This window comes from Hymenobacter sp. APR13, from assembly GCF_000737515.1.
Classification (GTDB): Bacteria; Bacteroidota; Bacteroidia; order Cytophagales; family Hymenobacteraceae; genus Hymenobacter.
The window spans coordinates 2441796-2463739 of record NZ_CP006587.1 but is presented as its reverse complement, the minus strand read 5'-3'; the positions used below and the strand labels follow the sequence as shown (position 1 = coordinate 2463739).

16 protein-coding genes are annotated in these 21944 nt (G+C 63.3%); 13 read left to right on the top strand and 3 right to left on the bottom strand.

Going from position 1 to position 21944, the window contains the following annotated elements:
• Positions 1-6: 6 nt before the first annotated feature.
• The 3 genes from N008_RS10270 to N008_RS10260 all read left to right on the top strand — a co-directional run bounded on the left by N008_RS10270 (position 7) and on the right by N008_RS10260 (position 3088).
• Positions 7-813, top strand: coding sequence for a PAS domain-containing protein (locus N008_RS10270; protein ID WP_081910732.1), 807 nt, complete (start codon positions 7-9; stop codon positions 811-813).
• 75 nt (positions 814-888) lie between these two features.
• Positions 889-2049 carry a methionine aminotransferase gene (locus N008_RS10265; RefSeq protein ID WP_044015760.1) on the top strand — a complete coding sequence of 387 codons (1161 nt, stop codon included), beginning with the start codon at positions 889-891 and terminating at the stop codon, positions 2047-2049.
• 229 nt (positions 2050-2278) lie between these two features.
• Positions 2279-3088: an amidohydrolase gene (locus tag N008_RS10260; RefSeq protein WP_044015758.1), complete on the top strand. Its 810-nt coding sequence runs from the start codon at positions 2279-2281 to the stop codon at positions 3086-3088.
• Positions 3089-3220: 132 nt separating this feature from the next.
• On the opposite strand, the gene N008_RS10255 is transcribed toward N008_RS10260, so the two are convergent.
• Complete coding sequence (locus N008_RS10255) at positions 3221-5518, bottom strand: T9SS type A sorting domain-containing protein (RefSeq protein WP_197062832.1); 2298 nt, start codon at positions 5516-5518, stop codon at positions 3221-3223.
• A gap of 58 nt (positions 5519-5576) precedes the next feature.
• Here N008_RS10255 and N008_RS10250 point away from each other — a divergent pair, with 58 nt between their 5' ends.
• A complete protein-coding gene (locus tag N008_RS10250) occupies positions 5577-6881 on the top strand; it encodes a UDP-N-acetylmuramoyl-tripeptide--D-alanyl-D-alanine ligase (RefSeq protein WP_044015754.1) in 1305 nt (434 codons plus the stop codon).
• Positions 6882-7068: 187 nt separating this feature from the next.
• Here the strand turns inward: N008_RS10250 and rfbC are convergent, their stop codons facing one another.
• Positions 7069-7611 (bottom strand): dTDP-4-dehydrorhamnose 3,5-epimerase, encoded by a 543-nt coding sequence (gene rfbC, locus N008_RS10245; protein ID WP_044015752.1) that lies wholly within the window; start codon positions 7609-7611, stop codon positions 7069-7071.
• Between the two features lie 81 nt (positions 7612-7692).
• Positions 7693-8808 carry a glycosyltransferase family 4 protein gene (locus N008_RS10240; protein ID WP_044015751.1) on the bottom strand — a complete coding sequence of 372 codons (1116 nt, stop codon included), beginning with the start codon at positions 8806-8808 and terminating at the stop codon, positions 7693-7695.
• A 217-nt stretch (positions 8809-9025) separates the two neighbouring features.
• Between N008_RS10240 and N008_RS22680 the strand changes: the two genes are divergently transcribed.
• The 9 genes from N008_RS22680 to N008_RS23130 all read left to right on the top strand — a co-directional run bounded on the left by N008_RS22680 (position 9026) and on the right by N008_RS23130 (position 21941).
• Complete coding sequence (locus N008_RS22680; RefSeq protein WP_052381417.1) at positions 9026-9838, top strand: c-type cytochrome; 813 nt, start codon at positions 9026-9028, stop codon at positions 9836-9838.
• A 63-nt stretch (positions 9839-9901) separates the two neighbouring features.
• Entirely contained in the window at positions 9902-11230 is a 1329-nt protein-coding gene (gene hflX / locus N008_RS10230; protein WP_081910730.1) for a GTPase HflX, read from the top strand.
• A 217-nt stretch (positions 11231-11447) separates the two neighbouring features.
• The gene (locus N008_RS10225) at positions 11448-12716 is read left to right on the top strand and encodes a M43 family zinc metalloprotease (RefSeq protein ID WP_071884515.1); all 1269 of its coding nucleotides are present in this window, start codon (positions 11448-11450) and stop codon (positions 12714-12716) included.
• A 333-nt stretch (positions 12717-13049) separates the two neighbouring features.
• A complete protein-coding gene (locus N008_RS22355) occupies positions 13050-14768 on the top strand; it encodes a GEVED domain-containing protein (protein ID WP_071884514.1) in 1719 nt (572 codons plus the stop codon).
• A gap of 225 nt (positions 14769-14993) precedes the next feature.
• On the top strand, positions 14994-15491 hold the full coding sequence (locus tag N008_RS10215) for a SixA phosphatase family protein (protein ID WP_044015748.1): 498 nt from the start codon (positions 14994-14996) through the stop codon (positions 15489-15491).
• A 138-nt stretch (positions 15492-15629) separates the two neighbouring features.
• Complete coding sequence (gene ppk1 / locus N008_RS10210; protein WP_052381416.1) at positions 15630-17750, top strand: polyphosphate kinase 1; 2121 nt, start codon at positions 15630-15632, stop codon at positions 17748-17750.
• Between the two features lie 350 nt (positions 17751-18100).
• Positions 18101-18433: an ASCH/PUA domain-containing protein gene (locus N008_RS23550; protein WP_071884610.1), complete on the top strand. Its 333-nt coding sequence runs from the start codon at positions 18101-18103 to the stop codon at positions 18431-18433.
• Positions 18434-18734: 301 nt separating this feature from the next.
• Positions 18735-21488, top strand: coding sequence for a class I SAM-dependent DNA methyltransferase (locus N008_RS23785; RefSeq protein WP_044015746.1), 2754 nt, complete (start codon positions 18735-18737; stop codon positions 21486-21488).
• An 18-nt stretch (positions 21489-21506) separates the two neighbouring features.
• Complete coding sequence (locus N008_RS23130) at positions 21507-21941, top strand: hypothetical protein (protein ID WP_044015744.1); 435 nt, start codon at positions 21507-21509, stop codon at positions 21939-21941.
• Positions 21942-21944: the final 3 nt, after the last annotated feature.

The following is a 21944-nucleotide window of genomic DNA, read 5'->3' as shown; positions in this document are numbered from 1 at the left end:
ACACGTATGCTTTGGTCTGACACCACCGAAACTGCCGCCGCCCGAACTCTGATGCGGGATTTGCAGCCAGTACCTATGCTAGATGCGCTGCCACATTTGGCGTGGCTCTCCACCCCCGATGGCACCGTTATCCATTGCAACCGGCGGTGGCACAGCTACACCGGCGCCCCGGCCGATGCTCTGGCCGATGGCGGCTTCGTGGACTATCTGCACCCCGACGACCGGGCCGAAGCCGCCGATGCGCAGCTGCGCCACCTGCCCAACCGCAAAACCATGGAGCTGCACCTGCGCTGGCGGGGCCACGACGGCCGCTACCGCTGGTACCTCGACCGGGTAGTGCCGCTGTACGGGCACGATGCCAAGCTGCTGGGCTGGCTGGGCACTTCCACCGACATCGACGAACAGAAACGGGCCGAAATTCAGGAGCGCCGCGGCCGGGAGTTGTTTGAGTTGATGGCCCGCGCCACCAACGACCTCATGTGGGACTGGGACATGACCTCGGGCCGCATGTGGTACAGTGAGGCCTTCTGGCAGCTGGTAGGCTACCCGCCCCGCCCTGACACCGAAACGGTAGCTTTCTGGCTCAGCCTGATACATCCTGACGACCTGGACCGGGTGCAAAACGGCGTGCAGGACGACCTGACCACCAGCGCCAAGCTGCTCGAATCAGAGTTTCGCCTGCGCCGCTCCGATGGCCACTACCTCACCATTCAGGACCGCGCCTGCGTGATTCATGATGCGTCCGGTCTGCCAGTCCGGATGGTGGGCGCCATGCGCGACGTGACCGAAGAAGCTGCCCTGCGCGAACAGTAGCCAGCAGCTGGCCGCCGGCCGCGTAATGGCGGGCGCTCCGTATTTTCGGGCTCATCCTGAAGATTACCTCCGCACATGCCGTTTCCCGCCCCCGCTTCCAAGCTGCCCGACATCGGGACCAGCATCTTCTCTGTCATGACGCAGCTGGCCCAGGAGTGCGGGGCCATCAACCTGGCGCAGGGCTTCCCCGACTACGACCCGCCGCTGGCTTTGCAGCAGGCGCTGGCCCACCACGCCACCACGGCCAGCCACCACCAGTACGCGCCCATGCCGGGGCTGCCGCGCCTGCGCGAGGCTATTGCCCGCAAAACCGCCCGCGTCTACGGTATTGACGCTCCCGATCCGGCCACGGAAATTACCGTCACCTGTGGCGCTACGGAGGCGCTGTACGCGGTGCTGGCGGCCGTAGTGCATCCCGGCGACGAAGTGCTGGTGCTGGAACCGGCCTACGACCTCTACGGCCCGGCCATTCGGCTGCAGGGCGGCGTGCCGGTGTACGTGCCGCTGCCGGCCCCTCACTTCCGCCCCGACTGGGACCAGGTGCAGGCGGCCCTCTCGCCCCGCACCCGGTTGATTATGCTCAACTCGCCCCACAACCCCAGCGGGGCCGTGCTGACCGACGCCGACCTCGACACGCTGGCGGCCCTGCTGCGCGACACCCCTACTATGCTGCTCAGCGACGAGGTGTATGAGCACATGGTGTTCGATGGGGAGCCGCACCGGAGCGCCATGCAGCACCCCGAGCTGCGGGAGCGGGCCTTTGTGCTGTCGTCGTTTGGCAAAACCTACCATGCCACAGGCTGGAAAATGGGCTACTGCATCGCGCCGCCAGCCCTCACGGCCGAAGTGCGCCGGGTGCACCAGTTCCTCACGTTTGCCGTGAGCACGCCCACCCAACATGCCCTGGCCGACGCCCTGGAGGCCGACCACCTCCACGACCAGCAGCTGCCCGCCTTCTACCAGCAAAAGCGCGACCTGTTTCGGGAGTTACTGGCCAATTCGCGCTTCGAGCTGCTGCCCGTGCCCGGCGGCTACTTCCAGCTGGCACGCTACTCGCGCATTTCCGCGCTGCCCGACGTGGAGTTTGCCCGGCACCTCACCCGGGAAGCTGGGGTGGCTGTGGTCCCGGTATCGGCCTTCTACCACAACGGCCACGATGAGGGCCTAATTCGCTTCTGCTTTGCTAAGCAGGAGGCTACCTTGCGGGCCGCCGCCAAGCGGTTGCGGGCATTGTAGGCATGGGCGTTTGTATGGTTTCTGATCTGTTGCCCCTGCTGCAATCTGCCGCAGGGGCTCTTCCGTATATAGCCGAGTACCATCTTCTTGCGCACAGGCTGGATATTGGGTAAAGCAAAAACATTATTATATATTTCATATTATTTGATTTCAGCCTGAGCCTCTGGTACGCACTTGCTGGCCGACCCGCCTCCTTGCGTTCTACTACACCTCCATTGCACCGCTCCCTATGCCTGACTTAACCGTTTCCTTTATTCAAACCTCGCTGCAATGGCACGATCCGGCAGCTAACTGGAAGGAGCTGCAGCGGCACATCGATGAAATATCGGTGCCAACCGACCTGATTGTGCTACCGGAAATGTTTACAACCGGCTTCAGCATGGATGCTGAGCATCTGGCCGAAACGATGGACGGCCCTACGGTAGCCTGGATGCGCCAGCTGGCTGCAGCCCGCAACGCCGTAATTACCGGCAGCATTATTATTCGCGACGAGGCCGGCCAGTACTACAACCGCCTGCTGTGGGTGCGTCCCGACGGCAGCCTGAGCTATTACAACAAGCGCCACCTGTTCTCGATGGCTGGCGAACATACTGTATATACCGCCGGCAACGAGCGCCTGATAGAGGAATGGCGCGGCTGGCGCATCTGCCCGCTGGTGTGCTACGACCTGCGCTTCCCGGTTTGGAGCCGCAACCCCATGCACGAGCCCTATGACCTGCTGCTGTACGTAGCCAACTGGCCCGCCTCGCGCCGCACTGCCTGGATGACGCTGCTGCGGGCCCGCGCCATGGAAAACTTGGCCTACACCATGGGCGTGAACTGCGTGGGCATTGATGGCAACAGCCTGGCCTACGCCGGCGACTCGGCCCTGCTGGACATGCGCGGCGAGTATCTGGTGGAAGTCGGCAACCAGGAAACCGGCATCACCCGCACGCTGCGCCGCGCCGATCTCGAGGCTTTCCGGGAGCGTTTCCCCGCCCTGCAAGACGCCGACCCTTTCGAGCTGCTCCAGCCATCAGCCGAGATAGAGCGGCGTTAGCGCAGCATTTCCTTCGGACTGTACATGATTCACATATAAAGCCCTCCGGCAGCAGAGCTTACTCTGGCGCCGGAGGGCTTTACATATAAATGTAATGAGTGGCATGCGTCCTTCCCGGAACGCGCTGCCAAGCTATTCGCTTACGACCAGCCGCTGCACGCCTACCTGGCCATCCGGCGTTTCGCAGCGCACCACATACACGCCGGCGGACAGCCCACGCAAATCCAGCTGGTGTCGGCGGCTGGGCACGGACACGCTACGCACCGTGCGGCCCGTGAGGTCGAGCAGCGTGAGCCGGGACGGGCGGGTGGTTTCTACGGCCGTAGCCGCTGCCGCCGGGTTAGGGTACACGCTCAGCGGCAGGGCCTGCGCCGCGGCGGGCCGGGTGCTCAGTACCCGGTTGCGGGTGCCCGCCGCCAGCACGCCGCCGGCTTCCGTCCCAATAAACAGCTCGGGGCTGCCGTCGGCATTCACGTCGGCGGCGGCCAGGGCGAAGTGGTTGGGCGTATGCGCGCCGAGGTAGCCATCGTCGTAGCGGCCCTGGGCGGCGTTGTAGAACAGGCTGGACCGGTCAATGAAAATGCCGGATTGGGCCCGCAGGTTAGCAAACAGCCGCACCTGGCCGCTGGCATCTACGGTCAGCAGATCGGGCGTTCCGTCGCCGTCAAAGTCGGCCACCACTGGCGAGAGGTTGGCAGGGCGCGCGCCCGTGGCCGTGCGCAGTTGGCCGAAGTCGGCGTTGGCCAGCACGAAAGCCGTTTCGGGCGTGGCGCTGCCGCTGTTGCGGTAGTAGCGCAGGGCCTGGCCGGGCATATCGGAGCGGGTGGAATTGGTGGCGTAGAGCAGGTCCAGAAAACCGTCGTTGTCTACGTCGAAGAAGGTGGCGTTGTCGTCGAAGGCGTTGGGCAAGTTGCTGATCAGGCGCAGGTCGTTGGTATCAAAGCTAGCGGGCTGCCCGGCCGAAGCACGGTTGGGGTAGTAGCCCACAAAGGCCCGGCGCCCCACGGCCGTGTAGCCGGCCACAGTTAGGTCGGGCGCACCGTCGCGGTTAAGGTCGGCTACACCGGGCCGTAGCGCCCCAAACTTACGCGCCGACAGCCCCAGAAAATCCTCGGTAATGAGCTGGTACACGGGGCGGGCGGCGGTGCCGGTGTTGCGGTAGTGCGCCACCGAGGCCACCAGCGGGCTGGCCGGCGTGAGGCGCTTCACCCCAGCCACCAGCAGGTCCAGCCGGCCGTCGGCGTCCACGTCCAGGAAAACGGGCGCGGCCTGCGAGCTGGCTTCCAGCATATCCTGCTGCAGAAAGCCGGTCTGGCGCGGCTGCAGGTTGTAGGCCGGGCCGGTGCCGGTATTCTCGTAGAGCAGCACCGTGCGGCGCGTGTCCACGCTGTCGAGGTTGTCGAACAGATTGGGCGCCGCCAGCAGGTCGGGGCGGCCGTCGAAGGTCAGGTCCACCACGTAGCCGGCCGGAAAAAACGGAATCCGGATGGGGGCGGCGGCAGTGGGGAAGTTGGCGTTGGCGGCCGTCATCCGGGCCAGCTGAGGCGTGCCCTCATTCAGGGTAGAAACCAACTCGGGACAATAGTCGCGGCCCATCAGGGCATCCTGGTCGCCGTCGCCGTCGAGGTCGAGCACGGTCAGGCTGCTGCTGCTGGAGTGCTGGGGCCGGGCCTCGCGGCACAGCACCGGTGTGGCGCTGAACAGGTACGAGCCGCACTCGCCCAGGCAGTTGCGGATGTTGCCCCAGGCATCGGAGGCTTCCCGAAACGCCAACCCGCCACAGGCCGTGGTGGCCGTGTTCTGGTAGTGGTAGATAGAGCGGTTGGTGTCCCAATCAACTATCAGAATATCAAGGCGGCCGTCGCCGTCCAGGTCGGCAATGGCGGGCATGTTGGTACCGGTGTTGATGTTGACGGTGATAGTGCTACCAGGCAGCACGGCCCGGATCTGGGGCGTTACGAGCTGAAACGACGGCAGCCCGCCGGCACCGGCCACGTTGCGGAACACCCGGATGTCGGCGCCGTTTTCGGCGGAGGTGAACAGGTCGGGGCGGCCGTCGCAGTCGTAGTCGCGTAGCAGAGCCCAGTTCAACAGGCCAGCCGGAAACAGCGTCGCCAGCTCGGGCGCGTACTGCCAGCGGCGGGTGCCGCCGGGCGCGGCGGCGTTGCGGTAGGTGAGCACCCGGCGCGTACGGCGGTCGAAGATGAACAAATCCTGCCGGCCGTCGGCGTCGAGGTCGATGCCCGAAAACTGGGGCGAGTCGAGGCCGCCGGCCCAGGCGCTGCGGAGCGTGTCGGCGCCCTGCACTACCTTTGCTACCTCCCGAAACTCAAAGCCAAAAGCCGTATTTTGCGCAATTGCCCGGGTAGCCGAACCGGCCCAGCCAAAGCTCGTCAGCAACGCAGTAGCGAGAATAAACCGTCGAAACATAGAAATACCTTTTTTCTTGTAAGACACGAAAAGCAAGCTCCAAGTTACCACAAACCCCATGGAAGATATTGAGGCGCTCTACGACCGGTTTCGCGCCTGCACGGCCGTCAGCACCGACTCGCGGCAGCCGCAGGACGGAACCCTGTTTTTCGCCCTGAACGGCCCCAGCTTCCGCGGGGCCGACTTCGCCCCGCAGGCCATAGCGCAGGGTGCCCGCCACGCCGTCACGGACGACGCCACGCTGGCCGCGCAAAACCCCGAGCACTACACCTACGCCCCCGATCCGCTGCTGGCTTTGCAGGCGCTGGCCCGGCACCACCGCCGCCAGCTCATCATTCCGGTGCTGGCCATAACGGGCTCGAATGGCAAAACCACCACCAAGGAGTTGGTGCACGCCGTGCTGAGTTGCCGCTACAAGGTGCAGTACACGCGCGGCAACCTCAACAACCACATCGGGGTGCCGCTCACGCTGCTCAGCATCCGCAGCGGCGAGCATGAGCTGGCCATTGTGGAGATGGGCGCCAACCACCAGGGCGAAATTGCGCTGCTCTGCGAGCTGGCCGAGCCCACGCATGGCCTCATCACCAACATCGGCAAGGCCCACCTGGAAGGCTTTGGCGGGCAGGAGGGCATTCTGAAGGGCAAGTCGGAGCTGTTCCGGTTTCTGGCCACGGTGGGCGGCACCGCCTTCGTCAACACCCTCGACCACCGCCTCGCCGGCCTCGCCGACCTCGTGCCCGGCCACGTCACGTACCCCGGCCCCACCGACACCTACCCGGCCACGCTGCTCAGCGCCGCCCCGCAGGTGGTGCTCCGCCTCGCCGATGGCACCATCGCCGAAGCTCACATCACCGGCGACTACAACTTCCCGAACCTGGCCGCCGCCGCCGCTGTGGGGGCTTATTTCGAGGTACCGACCCAGGAAGTGGCCGCCGCGCTGGCCGCCTACGCCCCCACCAACAACCGCTCGCAACTGGTGCAGACAGGCCGCAACGAGGTGGTGCTGGATGCCTACAACGCCAACCCCAGCAGCATGGCCGCCGCCCTGCGCAGCTTTGCCACCCGCCCCGGCGTGTCGAATGCGGCCAAAGTGGTGATTCTGGGGGACATGTTTGAGCTGGGCGACGAGAGTCCGGCCGAACACCAGGCCCTGGGCCACCTGCTGGCCGAACTACCCCTAGGCACCGTGGTGCTCATCGGCCCCGACATGGCCCGCGCCGCCGCCGTCGATCCGTCGTTCCGGTACTTCGCCACCAAGCCCGAGGCGGCCAGCTGGCTGCAGCAGCAGCCCTTGCAGGGCCGCCAGATTCTCATCAAAGGCTCCCGCGGCATGGGCCTGGAAAGCCTGCTGGACATGGTGTAGCTGTCATTGCGAGCAAAGCGAAGCAATCCTTCCTCTCGCAGCAGACACTTTCCTTAATAAAAAAGCCCTCCGGCAGTAGTGTAGTACACTAACGCCAGAGGGCTTTGCATTCAGGGTTGCTTTGCTTGCTGAGAGGAAGGATTGCTTCGCTTGATGCGCGGAATGTCGTACCTCCTCGCAATGACAGTTAAAACGGACTGTTGAACTCGGCCAGGGTAGGCAGTACCTGATCTTTGGCGGAGATGGTGGGGTTTTGTACGCCCCAGTTGATGCCCAGCGCGGGGTCGTTCCAGAGCAGGCCGCCTTCCGACTCGGGGGCGTAATAGTTGGTGCACTTGTAGAGGAACAGCGTGTTGTCTTCGAGGGCCGTAAAGCCGTGCGCGAAGCCTACGGGCACATACAGCATGTTGAAGCGCTCCGAGTCCAGCTCCACCGACAGATGCTGGCCGTAGGTGGGCGAGTCGCGGCGGATATCCACTATCACATCGAGGGCGCGGCCGCTGGCCACGCGCACCAGCTTGGCCTGGGCGAAGGGCGGCTTCTGGAAGTGAAGGCCCCGCACCACACCCCGGTCGGAGCGTGACTGGTTGTCCTGCACCCACTCGCCGCTGATGCCGGCTTCGGCCAGCCGCCGCTCACTGAACGACTCGAAAAAGGCGCCCCGGACATCCCCGAATACGCGCGGCAGAATCTCTACCGGTCCGGCAATAGCAAAATACTTGAACTCCATATAACAGCTTCTAGTGGCCGGTTCCGCCGGATTTTGGGCCGCAAGTTAGGCAGATTTTGCGGTGGCCAGACGGCCTGGCCGCTACCGTTTTCCTACGGCGGCTACTTCGCGCAGATACTTGTCCAGCACAATCCGCTCGTCGAACTTGGTTTCGGCGAGGTGGCGGCCGGCGCGGCCCATCTGCTCCAGTTCGGCGGCGGGCAGGCGCAGAATCTGCAGCATCTTGGCGGCCAGGTCGGCGGCGTTGCGCACCTCGCAGAGCAGGCCGTTCTGGCCGTCCACCACGGTTTCGCGGCAGCCGGGTACGTCCGTCGTGACGATGGGCTTGGCCATGGCGGCGGCTTCGAGCAGGGTTTTGGGCGTGCCCTCGCGGTAGCTGGGCAGCACCACGCAGTCGGCCTCCCGGATCTGGGCCGCCACGTTGTCGGAGGTGCCCAGGTACTCGACGTGGCCAGCCTGCAGCCACTGCTCAAACACGGCGCGCTTCACGCCCACGCCGCCGCTTTCATCTACGCCGCCCAGCAGCTGCACCCGCGTGCCGGGCACGGCCTCGCGCACCAGGCGGGCGGCCTCAAAGTATTCTTCCACGCCCTTTTCATAAAGCACACGCGCAATCATCAGGAACACAAACGGCTCCTGGCGCCGGAACGTGGCGGCGGGCTGGAACTTGTCGGTGGCCACGCCGGAGCCGGGCAACAGGTCGGTAATGGCGGGGCGCACGAGCTGGTGCTGCAGGAACAGCTGCCGGTCGTCGTCGTTCTGGAAAAACACCTTACGCGGAAACTTGAACGCGAAGCGGTAGAGGCCCAGCGCCACCTGGCTCACCAGGTTTTTCACGATAAACACCGTGCCCAGCCCGCTCACGTTGTTCACGCTCGGGATGCCGGCCAGCTTGGCGGCCAGCGTGCCGTAGATGTTGGGCTTGATGGTGTAGTGCAGCACTACATCGGGCTTTTCGCGCTTATAGATAGTGTAGAAGCTGCGCGTAAGCAGGGCGTCCTTCACGGGGTTGGTGCCCTTGTTTTCCATCAGGATGGGCACGTAGCGGCAGCCCAGCTCGGTTTCGAGACGCTCGGAGTAGGCATCGGGCGGGGCAATGGCCAGCACCTCGTGCCCGGCGTCCTGCAGGGCCTTTACCAGGCTGCGGCGGAAGTTCCAGATGTTCCAGCTTGTATTGATGACCAGGGCAACGCGCATTCTTGGGGTGATGAGGTGATGAGGTGACAGGTTTCCGGTCGTAGCCAGTCTAGACCGGAACCTCCCGGTCCGACGCCGACAAAGGTACCAAACGCCCGGCCGGCCTATACGAGCCCAAACTTTTTTCGGCTGCCGACACTTGCTTCGCCCCGCTCCGCCGGCCGCTAGCAGTTGCCGGCACCCGTATCTTTGCCGCTCCTCCTGACCGTTCCTCCTGATGCTGAATATCGTTTTGTGGCGGCTGCACGCCGTTGTGGTGGTGCTGACGCTGTTGTTTTTCCTCTACAAGCTGGTGCTGCTGCTCACGGGCCGCCAGGAGCAGCTACGCCGCCTGCGCGCCCGCACCCGCTGGGCCGACAGCCTGCTGCTGGGTGCCGGCCTGCTCACTTTTGCGGCCGCCTACCTCACCTACACGGGTCCCAAAATACCGTGGGCCTGGGTCAGGGCGGTATTCTTAACGATTATTGCCCTGGGCTTTGTCCGGGCGCTACGGCAAGAGCGTGGGGGGGCAGCCCGCCTCTTCCTGCTGGGCCTGGTAGTCAGCTACGGCCTTCATACGTACAGCGCGCTCGTCATTCAGGGGCCGCAGCAGCCTAATGTGCTGCGGCAGGCGCTGCTGGGAGAAGCGCCTAATGCGGCGGTTTTGTCGGGCACTATACCCACCGCCGCCGGCCTGCCCGAAACCACTGCCACGCCCGACGCCGACGTGCCCATCGAAAACGCCCCGGCTGGCCTGTCCGATGCCGACGCGGCCACCATTGCCGACGCCACTTCCGATGAGCCGGCCGCCACGCCCAGTCCGGAACTGGCCGCCGGACAGGCCCTGTTTGCCAAGAACTGCGTAGTATGCCACGGGCCCGACGGCCAGCGCGGCCTCAACGGCGCCCACGACCTCACCAAAAGCAACCTCAACACCGCCGGCCGCGTGTACCTGGTCACGAACGGCCTGGGCAAGATGCCGGCTTTCCAGGGCAAGCTCACCGACGCCCAGATTCAGCAGGTAGTAGCCTATTCGCTCACGCTGCGCTAAACCTTCGGCCGCGCCACCTGCTTTTTATACACTCGCTCCCTCCCACTCTCTTCCTCTGACTATATGGCCAAAGAAGCTAAACGCCGCCAGAATAGCACCCGCCACCCCGGCGCCGTCGACAGCGCCAAGGGCCGCGCCGGCCGCATTCTGGCCAAAGGCAACAAAGACGCCACCTACGAAACCGCCCTCGAGCAGGAAACCGCCGTGCTGGTGGCCGTGCCCGACAAACGCCAGGCCGACGCCCGCACCCAAGAATACCTCGACGAGCTGGCCTTCCTGGCCGAAACGGCCGGCGTCACGGTTACGCGCCGCTTTGTGCAGCGCCTCGACAAGCCCGACATCCGCACGTTTGTGGGCGAAGGCAAGCTCGAAGAAATCAAGGCCTACGTGCAGCACAGCAACACCAACGTGGTCATCTTCGACGACGACCTCTCGCCCTCGCAGCTGCGCAACCTGGAGGCCGAGCTGAAGGTGAAAATCGTGGACCGCTCGCTGCTCATCATCGACATCTTCGCCCGCCGGGCCAAGTCGGCCACGGCGCGCACGCAGGTGGAACTGGCGCAGTACCAGTACCTGCTGCCCCGCCTCACCGGCCTCTGGACTCACCTGGACAAGCAGCGCGGCGGTGGCGTAAGCCAGCGCGGCCCGGGGGAAACGGAAATTGAGACGGACCGCCGCGTAGTGCGCGAGCGGATCGACTTCCTGAAAGAAAAGCTCAAGGACCTCGACAAGCAGAGCCACACCCAGCGCAAAAGCCGCGGCGGCGTGGTGCGGGTGGCGCTGGTGGGCTACACCAACGTGGGCAAAAGCACTATCATGAACCTGCTGAGCCGCTCCGACGTGTTTGCCGAAAACAAGCTGTTTGCCACCGTCGATTCCACGGTGCGCAAAATCGTGTTCGAGAACGTGCCGTTTCTGCTTTCCGACACCGTGGGGTTCATCCGCAAGCTGCCCACCCGCCTGATTGAGAGCTTCAAGAGCACGCTCGACGAAATCCGGGAAGCCGACCTGCTGATTCACGTCGTGGACATCTCGCACCCCACCTTCGAGGAGCAGATGGAGGTGGTGAATGCCACGCTCAAGGACATCGAGGCCGCCGACAAGCCCATGCTGCTCGTCTTCAACAAGATTGACCAGTACCGCGCCGACGCTCCCGCCGACGCCGTGCCCGACTTCGAGGGCATGAACCTCGACGAGGATCTGCCCGTGCGCCCGTCGCTGGCGCAGCTGCAGGACACCTACATGGCCAAGCTCCACGACCCGGTGATTTTCATCTCGGCGCAGGAGCGCGAAAACATCGACGAGCTGCGGGACCTTATCACGCGGCACGTGAGCAAGATCCACATGGAGCGCTACCCCAATTTTGTTCCCGGCTTCAGCGTGGAGGAATAGCCGCCTTCCTGTACGCGGCCGCTGGCCGGCGCTGCCAACGCCCTTCCGCCCTCGTGGCCGGAAGGGCGTTTGCGTGTCCGGCCCGGACTGCCATGCAAAGAGCCTCACGCACTTTGCATAAAAAAACGAGCATCGTCGCAATACAACACCTTTATTATTGCGTATTTTTCAATAAATTAGAGCCCTCATTGCACGAACACCCATCAAAACAACCAACATGAAGAAAACTGTATACTCGCTCGCACTTGCTTTCCTGGGTCTGACTTCCGCTGCCTTCGGGCAGGAGCTGCGCCAGGGCAACTTCGAACTGGCGCCTACGCTGCCCGGCCGCACCTGTGGCGCCATGGAAGTGCTGGCCGCTCAGATGCAGGCCGACCCCAGCCTGGCCCAGCGCATGGCCGCTGTGGAAGCCCAGACCCAAGCCTATGAGAAGTCGCCGGTGTTCAGCCGCGCTACGGCAGGCGTGGTGACCATTCCGGTAGTAGTGCACGTGGTGTACCGCACGGCGGCCGAGAACGTGCCGACCTCGCAGATTCAGGCGCAGATTGATGTACTCAATAAGGACTTTGCCAAGCTGAACGCCGACGCCAGCCTGGTGCCGGCCGCCTTCGCCGGCCTGGCCGCCAACACCAACATCCAGTTTGTGCTGGCCAAGCGCGACCCCAACGGCAACCCCACCGACGGCATCATCCGCAAGCTCACCAAAACCACTTCCTTCAGCAGCAACGACGCCGTGAAGAACGGCAAGCGTGGCGGCTCCGCCGCCTGGCCCGCCGGCCAGTACCTCAACCTGTGGGTGTGCAACCTGGGCCAGGGCCTGCTCGGCTACGCCCAGTTTCCGGGCGGCACGGCCAGCACCGACGGCGTGGTAGTGCTCTACTCGACGCTGCCCGGCGGCACGGCCCGACCCTACGACAAAGGCCGCACGGCCACCCACGAGGTGGGCCACTGGCTGAACCTGCGCCACATCTGGGGTGATGCCAGCTGCGGCAACGACCTCGTGAGCGACACGCCCACCCAGCAGGCAGCCAACTACGGCTGCCCTACCTTCCCGAAGGTATCGTGCTCCAACCAAGGCGACATGAGCATGAACTACATGGACTACACCGACGACGCCTGCATGTACATGTTCTCCACTGGCCAGAGCACCCGCATGAACGCCCTGTTTGCGGCCGGCGGTGCCCGCGCCTCGCTGGTTACCTCGCTGGGCGGCACGGCCCTGCGCCAGTCAGCCGCTACGGCTGAAGCCCAGAGCAAGGTGCGCCTGTTCCCGAACCCCGCCACCCAGACGCTGAACGTATCGGTGCCGGCCGAGCAGTTTGCCGGCTGGAGCGTGAAGGTGTACGACCTGCGCGGCCACGAAATGCAGCAGGTGAGCTACGACAACCAGGGCCACATAGGCGTGGCAGGCCTGCCCCAGGGCTTGTATCAGGCCGTCCTGACCGACGGCACGCAAACGATCCGCCAGCGGTTTGAGAAAGAATAGCGTAATTAGCGCTGCTTCCGCCCGGTGTTGCAGCGCCCCGGCAGCATAGCCCTTCCGATTTTCATTTACTCACCACCCCGAAAGGCCCGCCATATGGCGGGCTTTTCCTTTGTATGGCTCGCGCACCGGACTCTGTAGCAACTACATGCCCATAATGCAAAAACAAACGCTTGTTCGGCGTTTGTGCTTCGGCATTTCTCTTAGCCTGAATAGCACTCCGGGGGCAATTTCAGGCATTATTTGAAATACTACAGGTGAAACGCTTATTATTTTGACATATTTTCAATAAGTTAGCCGAACCGTTCCCTTTTCCACAACCAAACTCATTTTCACATGAAAAAAACCTTTTACGCAGTTCTACTGGCCGCCCTGGGGATGAGCCTCAGCACGGAAGCAGTAGCCCAGCGCCAGTGTGCCTCCATGGAGGTGCTGGAGCGCCAGATGGCCTCCGACCCCGGCATGGCCCAGCGCATGCAAAATATTGAGAACGTAACGCGCCAGCTGGAGGCTAACCCGGTTGCACAGCGGGGCACGGCCCTGCTCGGTACTATTCCGGTAGTGGTGCACGTGCTCTACAGCAACGCCAACGAGAACATATCCGACGCCCAGATTGCCTCGCAGATTGCGGTGCTCAACGAAGACTTCCGCAAGCTTAACTCCGACGTGAGCAAGACGCCGGCGGCCTTTGCCGGCCTCGCCGCCGACGCCGGCCTGCAGTTTGTGCTGGCCAAGCGCGACCCTAACGGCAACGCTACCACCGGCATCGAGCGCAAATCGAGCACGAAAACTACCTGGGGCACCGCCGATGCCATGAAGAACACCGCTACCGGCGGCCTCAACGCTTGGCCTGCCAGCCAGTACATGAACATCTGGGTGTGCAACATCGGCGGCGGCATTCTAGGCTACGCGCAGTTTCCGGGCGGCGCAGCCAGCACCGACGGCGTAGTTATCGGCCCGAACTACTTTGGCCGCACCGGCTATCTGTCGGCCCCATTCAACCTGGGCCGCACGGCCACGCACGAAGTAGGCCACTATCTGAACCTGCGCCATATCTGGGGAGATGCCAACTGCGGCAGCGACCTAGTGAGCGATACGCCCACCCAGCAGGCCGACAACTCCGGCTGCCCGGTGTTCCCGCGCCGCACCTGCGGCAATACCACCAACGGCGACATGTTCATGAACTACATGGACTACACCAACGACGCCTGCATGTACATGTTCTCCACCGGCCAGAGCACCCGCATGAACGCCCTGTTCGGCAGTGGCGGCAGCCGGGCTTCGCTGCTCACCTCGCTGGGCGGCACGGCCCCCGGCACCGGCGGCGGCACCACGCCTCCCCCTACCACCGTTACGTACTGCGCCAGCAAGGGCAACAGCGTGGCGTATGAGTGGATCGACTACGTGAAGCTGGGCACCATTGCCCGCACTTCCAGCAAAGATGCCGGCTACTACAACGGCACTGCTCTGAGCACCACGCTGGCCGCCGGCTCCTCGCAGACCATCAGCTACAGCGCCGGCTTCGCGGGCACGGCCTACACCGAGTACTTCAAGGTGTACATTGACTACAACCAGAACGGCCTGTTCACGGACGCCGGTGAGCTGGTGGTGAATGCCGCCGGCAGCAACGTGGCTACCACGCGCTCCAGCACGTTCACGGTACCTGCCACCGCTAAATCCGGCAGCACCCGCATGCGCGTGGTGATGAGCGACGCCTCGGCCACCACCAGCTGCAACAGCTACGGCTACGGCGAAACCGAAGACTACACCGTCACCATCTCGGGCGGCACGGCCCGTACCTCGGCACGTCTGGCTTCCACCGACTACAGCGTGTACCCGAACCCTGCTACCAGCGTGCTGAGCATTGCCCTGCCCGCTGACCGTGACCCGAGCGCCGTAAGCGTGAAAGTGTACGACGTACGCGGCGCCGAGCAGCGCCAGGCTACCTACAGCACCGAAGGCCAGCTCGACATTTCGGGCTTGAGCAAAGGCGTATACATGCTTACCATCACCGATGGCCAGCAGGTGTCGCATCAGCGCTTCGTGAAAGAGTAATGCAGGCGTAAGTTTCATCGGATACCCCGATGCTTTACCCTCACTCCCCAAAGAAAGCCCGCCGAATTGGCGGGCTTTCCTTTTTTGACCGGGAGCCGGCCTGCTCGTGCTATCTTGCAGGGATGGCCGACCGCCGTATCCGGCGGCGCAAAAACTTTTTTCGGACACCTCAGTAAAGAGGCCTGCTTCTGGTCTGCGACTCTCCCATTCCGCTCCCTTTGCCTTATGAAGACCCTATACCTGATGCGCCACGCTAAATCCAGCTGGAGCTTCGACGACCTTTCCGATGAGCAGCGCCCCCTCAACGAACGAGGCCGCACCGATGCTCCGCGCATGGGCCAGGCGCTGGCCGAGCGCAACATCAAGCTGGATCTGCTGCTGGCTTCCACGGCCGTACGCTCCCTGACTACCGCCGCGCTGGTGGCCAAGGAGCTTGAGTATCAGCACGACAAAATTGTGGTGCGGCCCGACATCTACCACGCCGACCCGATGACGCTACTGCGGGTGGTGCGCGAGTCGCCGGACGAGGCGCAAAGCGTGCTGCTGGTGGGCCACAACCCCGGCATTACGGAGCTGGCCAACCTACTTTCGCCCAGCCCGCTGAGCGAGGAGATGCCTACCGCGGCCATTGTGTGCCTGCACTTTCAGGTGGAGCGCTGGGCCGAGGCTGACACGCAGAATGCCGAGTTCTACTTCTTCGACTGCCCGCGGGATTCCAATTAAAAACTGACGCAGGGCCATCATGCGGAGCTTGCCGGAGCATCTTACGGGCTGTAGTATGATTAGCCATACAACGCCAGCTCACGAGATGCTTCGGCGGCGCCTCTGCATAGCAGCCTCTATTTCTTCCCCCTCCTCCTCATGGAAAAGACCGAAAAGAAGCCAGCAACGGCGAAACCTGAACTGCTGAACCGGGAGCTGAGCTGGCTGGCCTTCAACCGCCGCGTGCTGCAGGAAGCCCAAAACCCGCAGGTGCCCCTGCTGGAGCGCCTCAAGTTCATGGCCATTTTCAGCTCCAACCTCGACGAGTATTTCAAGGTGCGGGTGGCCACGCTGCGGCGCCTGGTGAAGCTCAAGAAAAAAACCCGCGCCAAGCTGGGCGAAGACCCGGCCGGGCAGCTCAAAGACCTGCTCGAAGAGGTAGGCCGCCAGCAGCAGGAGTTCGGGGAAACCTTCCGCAACGGGCTGCTGCCCGCTCTGCGGGAGCAGCACATTCACCTAGTGTCGGAGCACGACCTGAGCGAGGAGCAACAGCAGTGGGTGCAGCAGTACTTCGAGCAGAACGTGCAGGACTTGCTTTCGCCCGTGATTCTGGACGAGAACCTGCACCACCTGTTCCTGAAAGACCAGACCGTGTACCTCACCTTCCACCTCACGGAGCCTGAGGCCAGCGGCAAGAAGAAAAAACACACCGAAGACGAGCGGGTGATGGTGATGGAGCTGCCCACTAAGCGCCACGGCGGCCGTTTTGTGCAGCTGCCCATCATCGGCGACGAGCGGTACGTGATGTTCCTCGACGACGTGATTCGGTGCTGCGCGCACACGCTGTTTCCCAAGTTCGGGAAGGTGCAGGTGCACGCCGTCAAACTCTCCCGCGACGCGGAGCTCGACATTCAGGAGGAGGTGTCGGGCAACCTGATGCTCAAGATCAAGAGCAGCCTGCAGAAGCGCGAAACCGGCTACCCGGCCCGCCTGCTCTACGACCCGGCCATGCCCAAACCCGTGCTCAAAGCCCTGATGCAGAAAACCGGCATCGGCAAGGACGAGCTGGTGGAAGGCAGCCGCTACCACAACTTCCGCGACTTCTTCGGATTCCCCGACCTGGGCCTCTCGCACCTCGTGTACGAGCCGCACCCGCCGCTGCCGCACCCCACGCTGCCACGCACCGGCAAGATGCTGCCCGCCATTGCCGAGCGCGACCACCTACTCAACCTGCCCTACCAGTCGTTCGACTACGTGACGCGCCTGATTACGGAGGCCGCCCAGGATCCGCAGGTCAGTGGCATCAGCATCACGCTCTACCGCGTGTCCAGCAAGAGCGAGGTGGCCAAGGCCCTGCTGAAGGCTGTGAAAAACGGTAAGCAGGTGACGGTGGTGGTGGAGCTGAAAGCCCGCTTCGACGAGGAAAGCAATATGTACTGGGCTGAGAAGCTGCAGAAAGCCGGCGCCAACGTCATCTATGGCATTCCGGACCTGAAAGTGCACAGCAAGCTGCTGCTTATCACCCGCGCCGAGGAAGGCCACAACCGCCTCTACGCCTACCTGAGCACCGGCAACTTCAACGAAGTAACCAGCAACATCTACGCCGACCACGGCCTGTTCACGGCCGACCCGCGCCTGACCAGCGAGGTAGGCGAGGTGTTCCGCTACTTCAACGACCGCCTCGACAAAACCGGGCAGTTTGAGCACCTGCTTGTGGCCCCCTTCGAGCTGCGCGAGAAGCTCAACGCCCTCATCGACGCCGAAATAGCACGGGCCCGCAAGGGCGAGGACGCCTACATCATCCTGAAGCTGAATGCCCTGCAGGACGAGCGCATGATTCTGAAGCTCTACGAAGCCAGCACGGCCGGCGTGCGGGTGGAGCTGCTGATCCGGGGTATTTCGTGCCTGATTCCGGGCCGGGCGGGCCAGAGCGAGAACATCACCCAGCGCGGCATCGTGGACCGCTACCTCGAGCACGCCCGCCTCTACGTGTTCGGCAACGGCGGCGACGAAAAGCTGTACGTGGCCTCTTCCGACTGGATGGCCCGCAACCTCGACCGCCGCGTGGAAGTGGCCTTCCCGATTCTGGATCCTAAGCTGCGGACCGAGGTGCGCCACATGCTGGATCTGCAGCGCCAGGACAGCGTGAAGTCCAGAGACTGGCAGAATAACTTTGTAGGCCCCACCACCGAGGTGGCCGCCAATGCTGCCGCCGTGCGTGCCCAGTTCGACACCTACGCCTGGCTGAAAAAGAACAGCCGCCGCCGCAAAACCGCGTAGCGGGCATTTGATTAAAAGAACGTCATGCTGAGCTTGCCGAAGCATCTCGCGTGCTGATGTTGCTTCACTAGCCCACGGGTTTACCCCCTGGGCTACGGAGCGGTTGCCGGTCAACGATTTGGCAACGTCAGCACGCGAGATGCTTCGGCAAGCTCAGCATGACGTTCTTTTTGCTGTATCGTAGCACCTGCCCGAAACGCAACCTTCACACGGAAGTAACACAGGAACAGTACCTTTGCAGTACGATCGGCGGCAACCAACGCCGCTGCCAGTCAGTAAATACCCTTGCCGGTCAGCCCACCAGGGGCGTGGCCGGCGAGTTTCCGTTCCACCTTTTGCACTTCCACACCATGCTATATACTTCGTCTTCCACGCGCACTGCTTCGGTCCTCACCCCTACCTACCACGAGCTGAAGGTCTGGCCCGCCTGCTTTGCCGCCGTACTCGACGGCCGCAAAGCCTTCGACGTGCGCTTCAACGACCGGGACTACCAGATCGGCGACGCGGTGCTGCTGCGCGAGTATGAGCCCGAGAGCGAACAGTACAGCGGCCGCAGCACCGAGCGCTGGATCAGCTACCTGCTGCAGGGTGGCGCCTTTGGCCTGGAAAACGGCTGGTGCGTGCTGGGTTTGGCCGAGCACCCGCCCCTGCCGGCCGGCGTCAGCGACACCCGCCTCTGGTAGCGGCTACCGGCTTCCGCCCTTCTCTCCTCAATGCCCTGGCCGTGCTGGCCGGGGCATTTTTGTGTGCCAGCCTACGTCAACCTCACCCCCTAGCCCCCTCTCCCGTGGAGAGGGGGACTAGTTTTTAGTTTTCTAGTGCGGGTTTTTCTAAAGCTAGTTCCCCCTCTCCACGGGAGAGGGGGCTAGGGGGTGAGGCGCCGGGAGACGGGGCTAGGGGGTGAGGCCCCCGGAGAGGGGCTAGGAGGTGAGGCGCACATGAGGCCCCGCCTGCCTATCTTCCGCCCCTACTTTCTCTATCCGTATGCCGCTTTCCTTATCCGAAGTAAAAGACCGTGCCATCCGCTTTGCCCAGGAGTGGCAGGGCGAAACCCGGGAGCACGCCGAAGCCAAGGCCTTCTGGGGTGATTTTTTCAACGTGTTCGGCGTGAACCGCCGCCGGGTGGCCACCTTCGAGGAGCCCGTGAAGAAGCTCTCCGGCCAGCAGGGCTTTATCGACCTGCTCTGGAAGGGCACCCTGCTGGTGGAGCACAAAAGCCGGGGCAAAGACCTGGATAAGGCCATGCAGCAGGCCAAAGACTACTTCCCCGGCCTCAAAGACCACGAGCTGCCCAAGTACATCCTTGTCTCCGATTTCGCCCGCTTCCGCCTCTATGACCTCGACGAGGGCACCAGCTTCGATTTCCAGCTGGAGGAGCTGCACCAGCACCTGCACTTGTTCTCGTTTCTGACCGGCTACCAGAAGCGCCAGTACCAGGCCGAGGACCCCGCCAACATTCGGGCGGCCGAGTTGATGGGTGAGTTGCACGACGCCCTGCTGCGCGGCGGCTACCACGGCCACAAGCTGGAAGTGCTGCTCGTGCGTATCCTGTTCTGCCTCTTTGCCGAGGATACGGCCATCTTCGAGAAGGATGCTTTCCGTGAGTTTCTGGAAGCCCACACCCGCCCCGATGGCTCCGACGTGGGCGCCCAGCTGGCCCAGTTCTTTTCCGTGCTGGACCAGCCCCACGCCGAGCGTCAGCGCCAGCTGCCCCCGCATTTGCAGCAGCTGCCCTACGTCAATGGCTCTTTGTTCACGGAGTTCTTCCCGTTTCCGGCCTTCGATGCGGCCCTGCGCGAGCAGCTGGTGCGGTGCACGTACTTCGACTGGTCGCGGATTTCGCCGGCCATCTTTGGGTCGCTGTTTCAGTCGGTTACGGACCCGGTGAAGCGGCGCAACCTGGGGGCGCACTACACCTCCGAGGCCAACATTCTGAAGGTGATTCAGGGGCTGTTTCTGGATGAGCTGCGCCAGGAGCTCACCCAGGCCGGCCAGAACCGGCCCCGCCTCAACGCCCTGCACCTGCGCCTGGAGCAGCTGCGGTTTCTGGACCCCAGCTGCGGCTGCGGCAACTTTCTGGTGGTCACGTACCGGGAGCTGCGCCTGCTGGAGCAGGAAATTCTGGAGCGCCTCTTTGCCGACCGCCGCGCCACCGGCCAGACCGTGGATTTGGCCCTCTACGCCCGCGTGCAGGTCGACCAGGCCTACGGCATTGAAGTGGAGGAATTTCCGGCCCGCATTGCCGAGGTGGCCATGTGGCTCATGGACCACCAGCTCAACCTGCGCCTCTCCGAAGCCTTCGGCAACCTCTACCTGCGCCTGCCCCTCACCCGCACCGCCCGCATCGTGCACGGCAACGCCCTCACCACCGACTGGGAAACCGTCGCCCCCAAAGACCAGCTCAGCTACATCCTCGGCAACCCGCCGTTCATCGGCTCCAAGCTCATGACCGAAAGCCAGCGCAAAGAGCTGCTGGCCGTGGCCGGGCCGAAGCTGCAAGGCGCGGGCGTGCTCGATTACGTGGCCGCGTGGTACCTGAAAGCCGCCCAATACGTGCAGAACACCGCTATTCGGGTGGCGCTGGTGAGCACCAACAGCATCACGCAGGGCGAGCAGGTGAGCATCTTGTGGGGCGAGATGCTGCGGCTGGGCGTACATATCCAATTCGCGCATCGCACCTTCAAATGGAGCAACGAGGCGCGCGGCAACGCGCAGGTGTTCTGCGTGATTGTGGGCTTTGGGCAGGATGCCTTACCTGTGCGCCGCCTCTTCGATTATGCCACTCCCCGCAGTGAGCCGCAGGAGTTGAAGGTGAAGAACATCAACCCGTATTTAGTCGATGCGGAGAATGTTATTGTCGGGAAGCGGAGCAAACCGCTGAGTAACGTACCCGAAATAAGTTATGGCAGCATGGCAAATGATGGGGGCAATCTGCTACTGTCAGATGAAGAGAAGAATGAATTATTACAGAAGGAACCTGAGGCAGCGCAATTCATCAGGCGTTTTATGGGCTCTCAGGAATTCATTAACAAGATTCCACGATGGTGCCTTTGGCTCGTTGAAGCTTCTCCAAGTCAACTAAAAAACTTACCAGAGGTGGCTAAGCGGATAGAAGCAGTAAGGCTTTATCGTCAAGCAAGCAAACGAGCCGCCACAGCAAAACTTGCTGACTTTCCAACTCTATTTGGTGAGCAGCGCCAACCTACCTCTGAGTATATTTTGATTCCTGGTGTTTCGTCGGAGAACAGACGATACATTCCTATGGGATTCATGCCTCCAGAAGTAATTGCCTCTGATTTATGTCGCACAGTGCCGAGTGCGTCTGTTTATCATTTTGGCGTCTTGACTTCGCAGATGCACATGGCTTGGATGCGGGCTGTTTGCGGAAGGTTAAAGAGTGATTTTCGGTATTCCGGCCTACTCGTCTACAACAACTTCCCCTTCCCGGCCACGCCCAGCGCGAAGCAGGTGGCGGCGGTGGAAGCGGCGGCGCAGCAGGTGCTGGCGGCGCGGGCCCAGTTCCCCGAGGAAAGCCTGGCCACCCTCTACGACCCGCTCACCATGCCCCCCGCCCTCGTGAAGGCCCACCAAACCCTCGATAGGGCCGTGGACCTCTGCTACCGCCCGGCCGCCTTCCCCACCGAGCTCAGCCGCCTGGAGTTCCTCTTCGAGCAGTACCGGCAGCTGCAAGCGCCCCTGCTGCCCCCGCCCGCCAAAGCCCGCCGAACAAAACGCTAGGCGCTGCGTTTCCCCAACATGCCAACAGCCTCTACCCTCAGCCCCGACGCCTACCTCATCCAGCACCGCCCCGACCTGGGCCTGCTGGTGCTGCGCTGGCTGCGGCCCCAATCCCTGTACGAAACCCAGGAGTCGTACCAGCAGCTGCTTTTGTTGGCCAGGCAGCACACCTGCGCCCACTGGCTGCTGGATGGCCGCCGCGATGGCCCCCTGGACGTGTACACCATCCACTGGCTCACCCAGCACTTCTTCCCCGAAGCCGTGCGCGACCTGGCCCCGCACCCGCTGTGCATGGCCGTGCTCAGTTCGCCGGCCCGCCTCCAGCAGCTGGCCGACGATACCTCGGTGGCCCCGGTGGCGCACCGCGCCCTGGCCCCCGAGCAGCCCTACCACACGGCCGTCTTCCTCAACGAAGCCGAGGCCCTGGCCTGGCTCGCCACCCAGCCCGCCTAGCCC

Excerpts from the sequence above, each read along its gene's own strand:
- N008_RS10270 (WP_081910732.1), top strand. The coding sequence starts at position 7 with ATGCTTTGGTCTGACACCACCGAAACTGCCGCCGCCCGAACTCTGATG.
- N008_RS10265 (WP_044015760.1), top strand. The coding sequence starts at position 889 with ATGCCGTTTCCCGCCCCCGCTTCCAAGCTGCCCGACATCGGGACCAGC.
- N008_RS10260 (WP_044015758.1), top strand. The coding sequence starts at position 2,279 with ATGCCTGACTTAACCGTTTCCTTTATTCAAACCTCGCTGCAATGGCAC.
- N008_RS10255 (WP_197062832.1), bottom strand. The coding sequence starts at position 5,518 with ATGTTTCGACGGTTTATTCTCGCTACTGCGTTGCTGACGAGCTTTGGC.
- N008_RS10250 (WP_044015754.1), top strand. The coding sequence starts at position 5,577 with ATGGAAGATATTGAGGCGCTCTACGACCGGTTTCGCGCCTGCACGGCC.
- rfbC (WP_044015752.1), bottom strand. The coding sequence starts at position 7,611 with ATGGAGTTCAAGTATTTTGCTATTGCCGGACCGGTAGAGATTCTGCCG.
- N008_RS10240 (WP_044015751.1), bottom strand. The coding sequence starts at position 8,808 with ATGCGCGTTGCCCTGGTCATCAATACAAGCTGGAACATCTGGAACTTC.
- N008_RS22680 (WP_052381417.1), top strand. The coding sequence starts at position 9,026 with ATGCTGAATATCGTTTTGTGGCGGCTGCACGCCGTTGTGGTGGTGCTG.
- hflX (WP_081910730.1), top strand. The coding sequence starts at position 9,902 with ATGGCCAAAGAAGCTAAACGCCGCCAGAATAGCACCCGCCACCCCGGC.
- N008_RS10225 (WP_071884515.1), top strand. The coding sequence starts at position 11,448 with ATGAAGAAAACTGTATACTCGCTCGCACTTGCTTTCCTGGGTCTGACT.
- N008_RS22355 (WP_071884514.1), top strand. The coding sequence starts at position 13,050 with ATGAAAAAAACCTTTTACGCAGTTCTACTGGCCGCCCTGGGGATGAGC.
- N008_RS10215 (WP_044015748.1), top strand. The coding sequence starts at position 14,994 with ATGAAGACCCTATACCTGATGCGCCACGCTAAATCCAGCTGGAGCTTC.
- ppk1 (WP_052381416.1), top strand. The coding sequence starts at position 15,630 with ATGGAAAAGACCGAAAAGAAGCCAGCAACGGCGAAACCTGAACTGCTG.
- N008_RS23550 (WP_071884610.1), top strand. The coding sequence starts at position 18,101 with ATGCTATATACTTCGTCTTCCACGCGCACTGCTTCGGTCCTCACCCCT.
- N008_RS23785 (WP_044015746.1), top strand. The coding sequence starts at position 18,735 with ATGCCGCTTTCCTTATCCGAAGTAAAAGACCGTGCCATCCGCTTTGCC.
- N008_RS23130 (WP_044015744.1), top strand. The coding sequence starts at position 21,507 with ATGCCAACAGCCTCTACCCTCAGCCCCGACGCCTACCTCATCCAGCAC.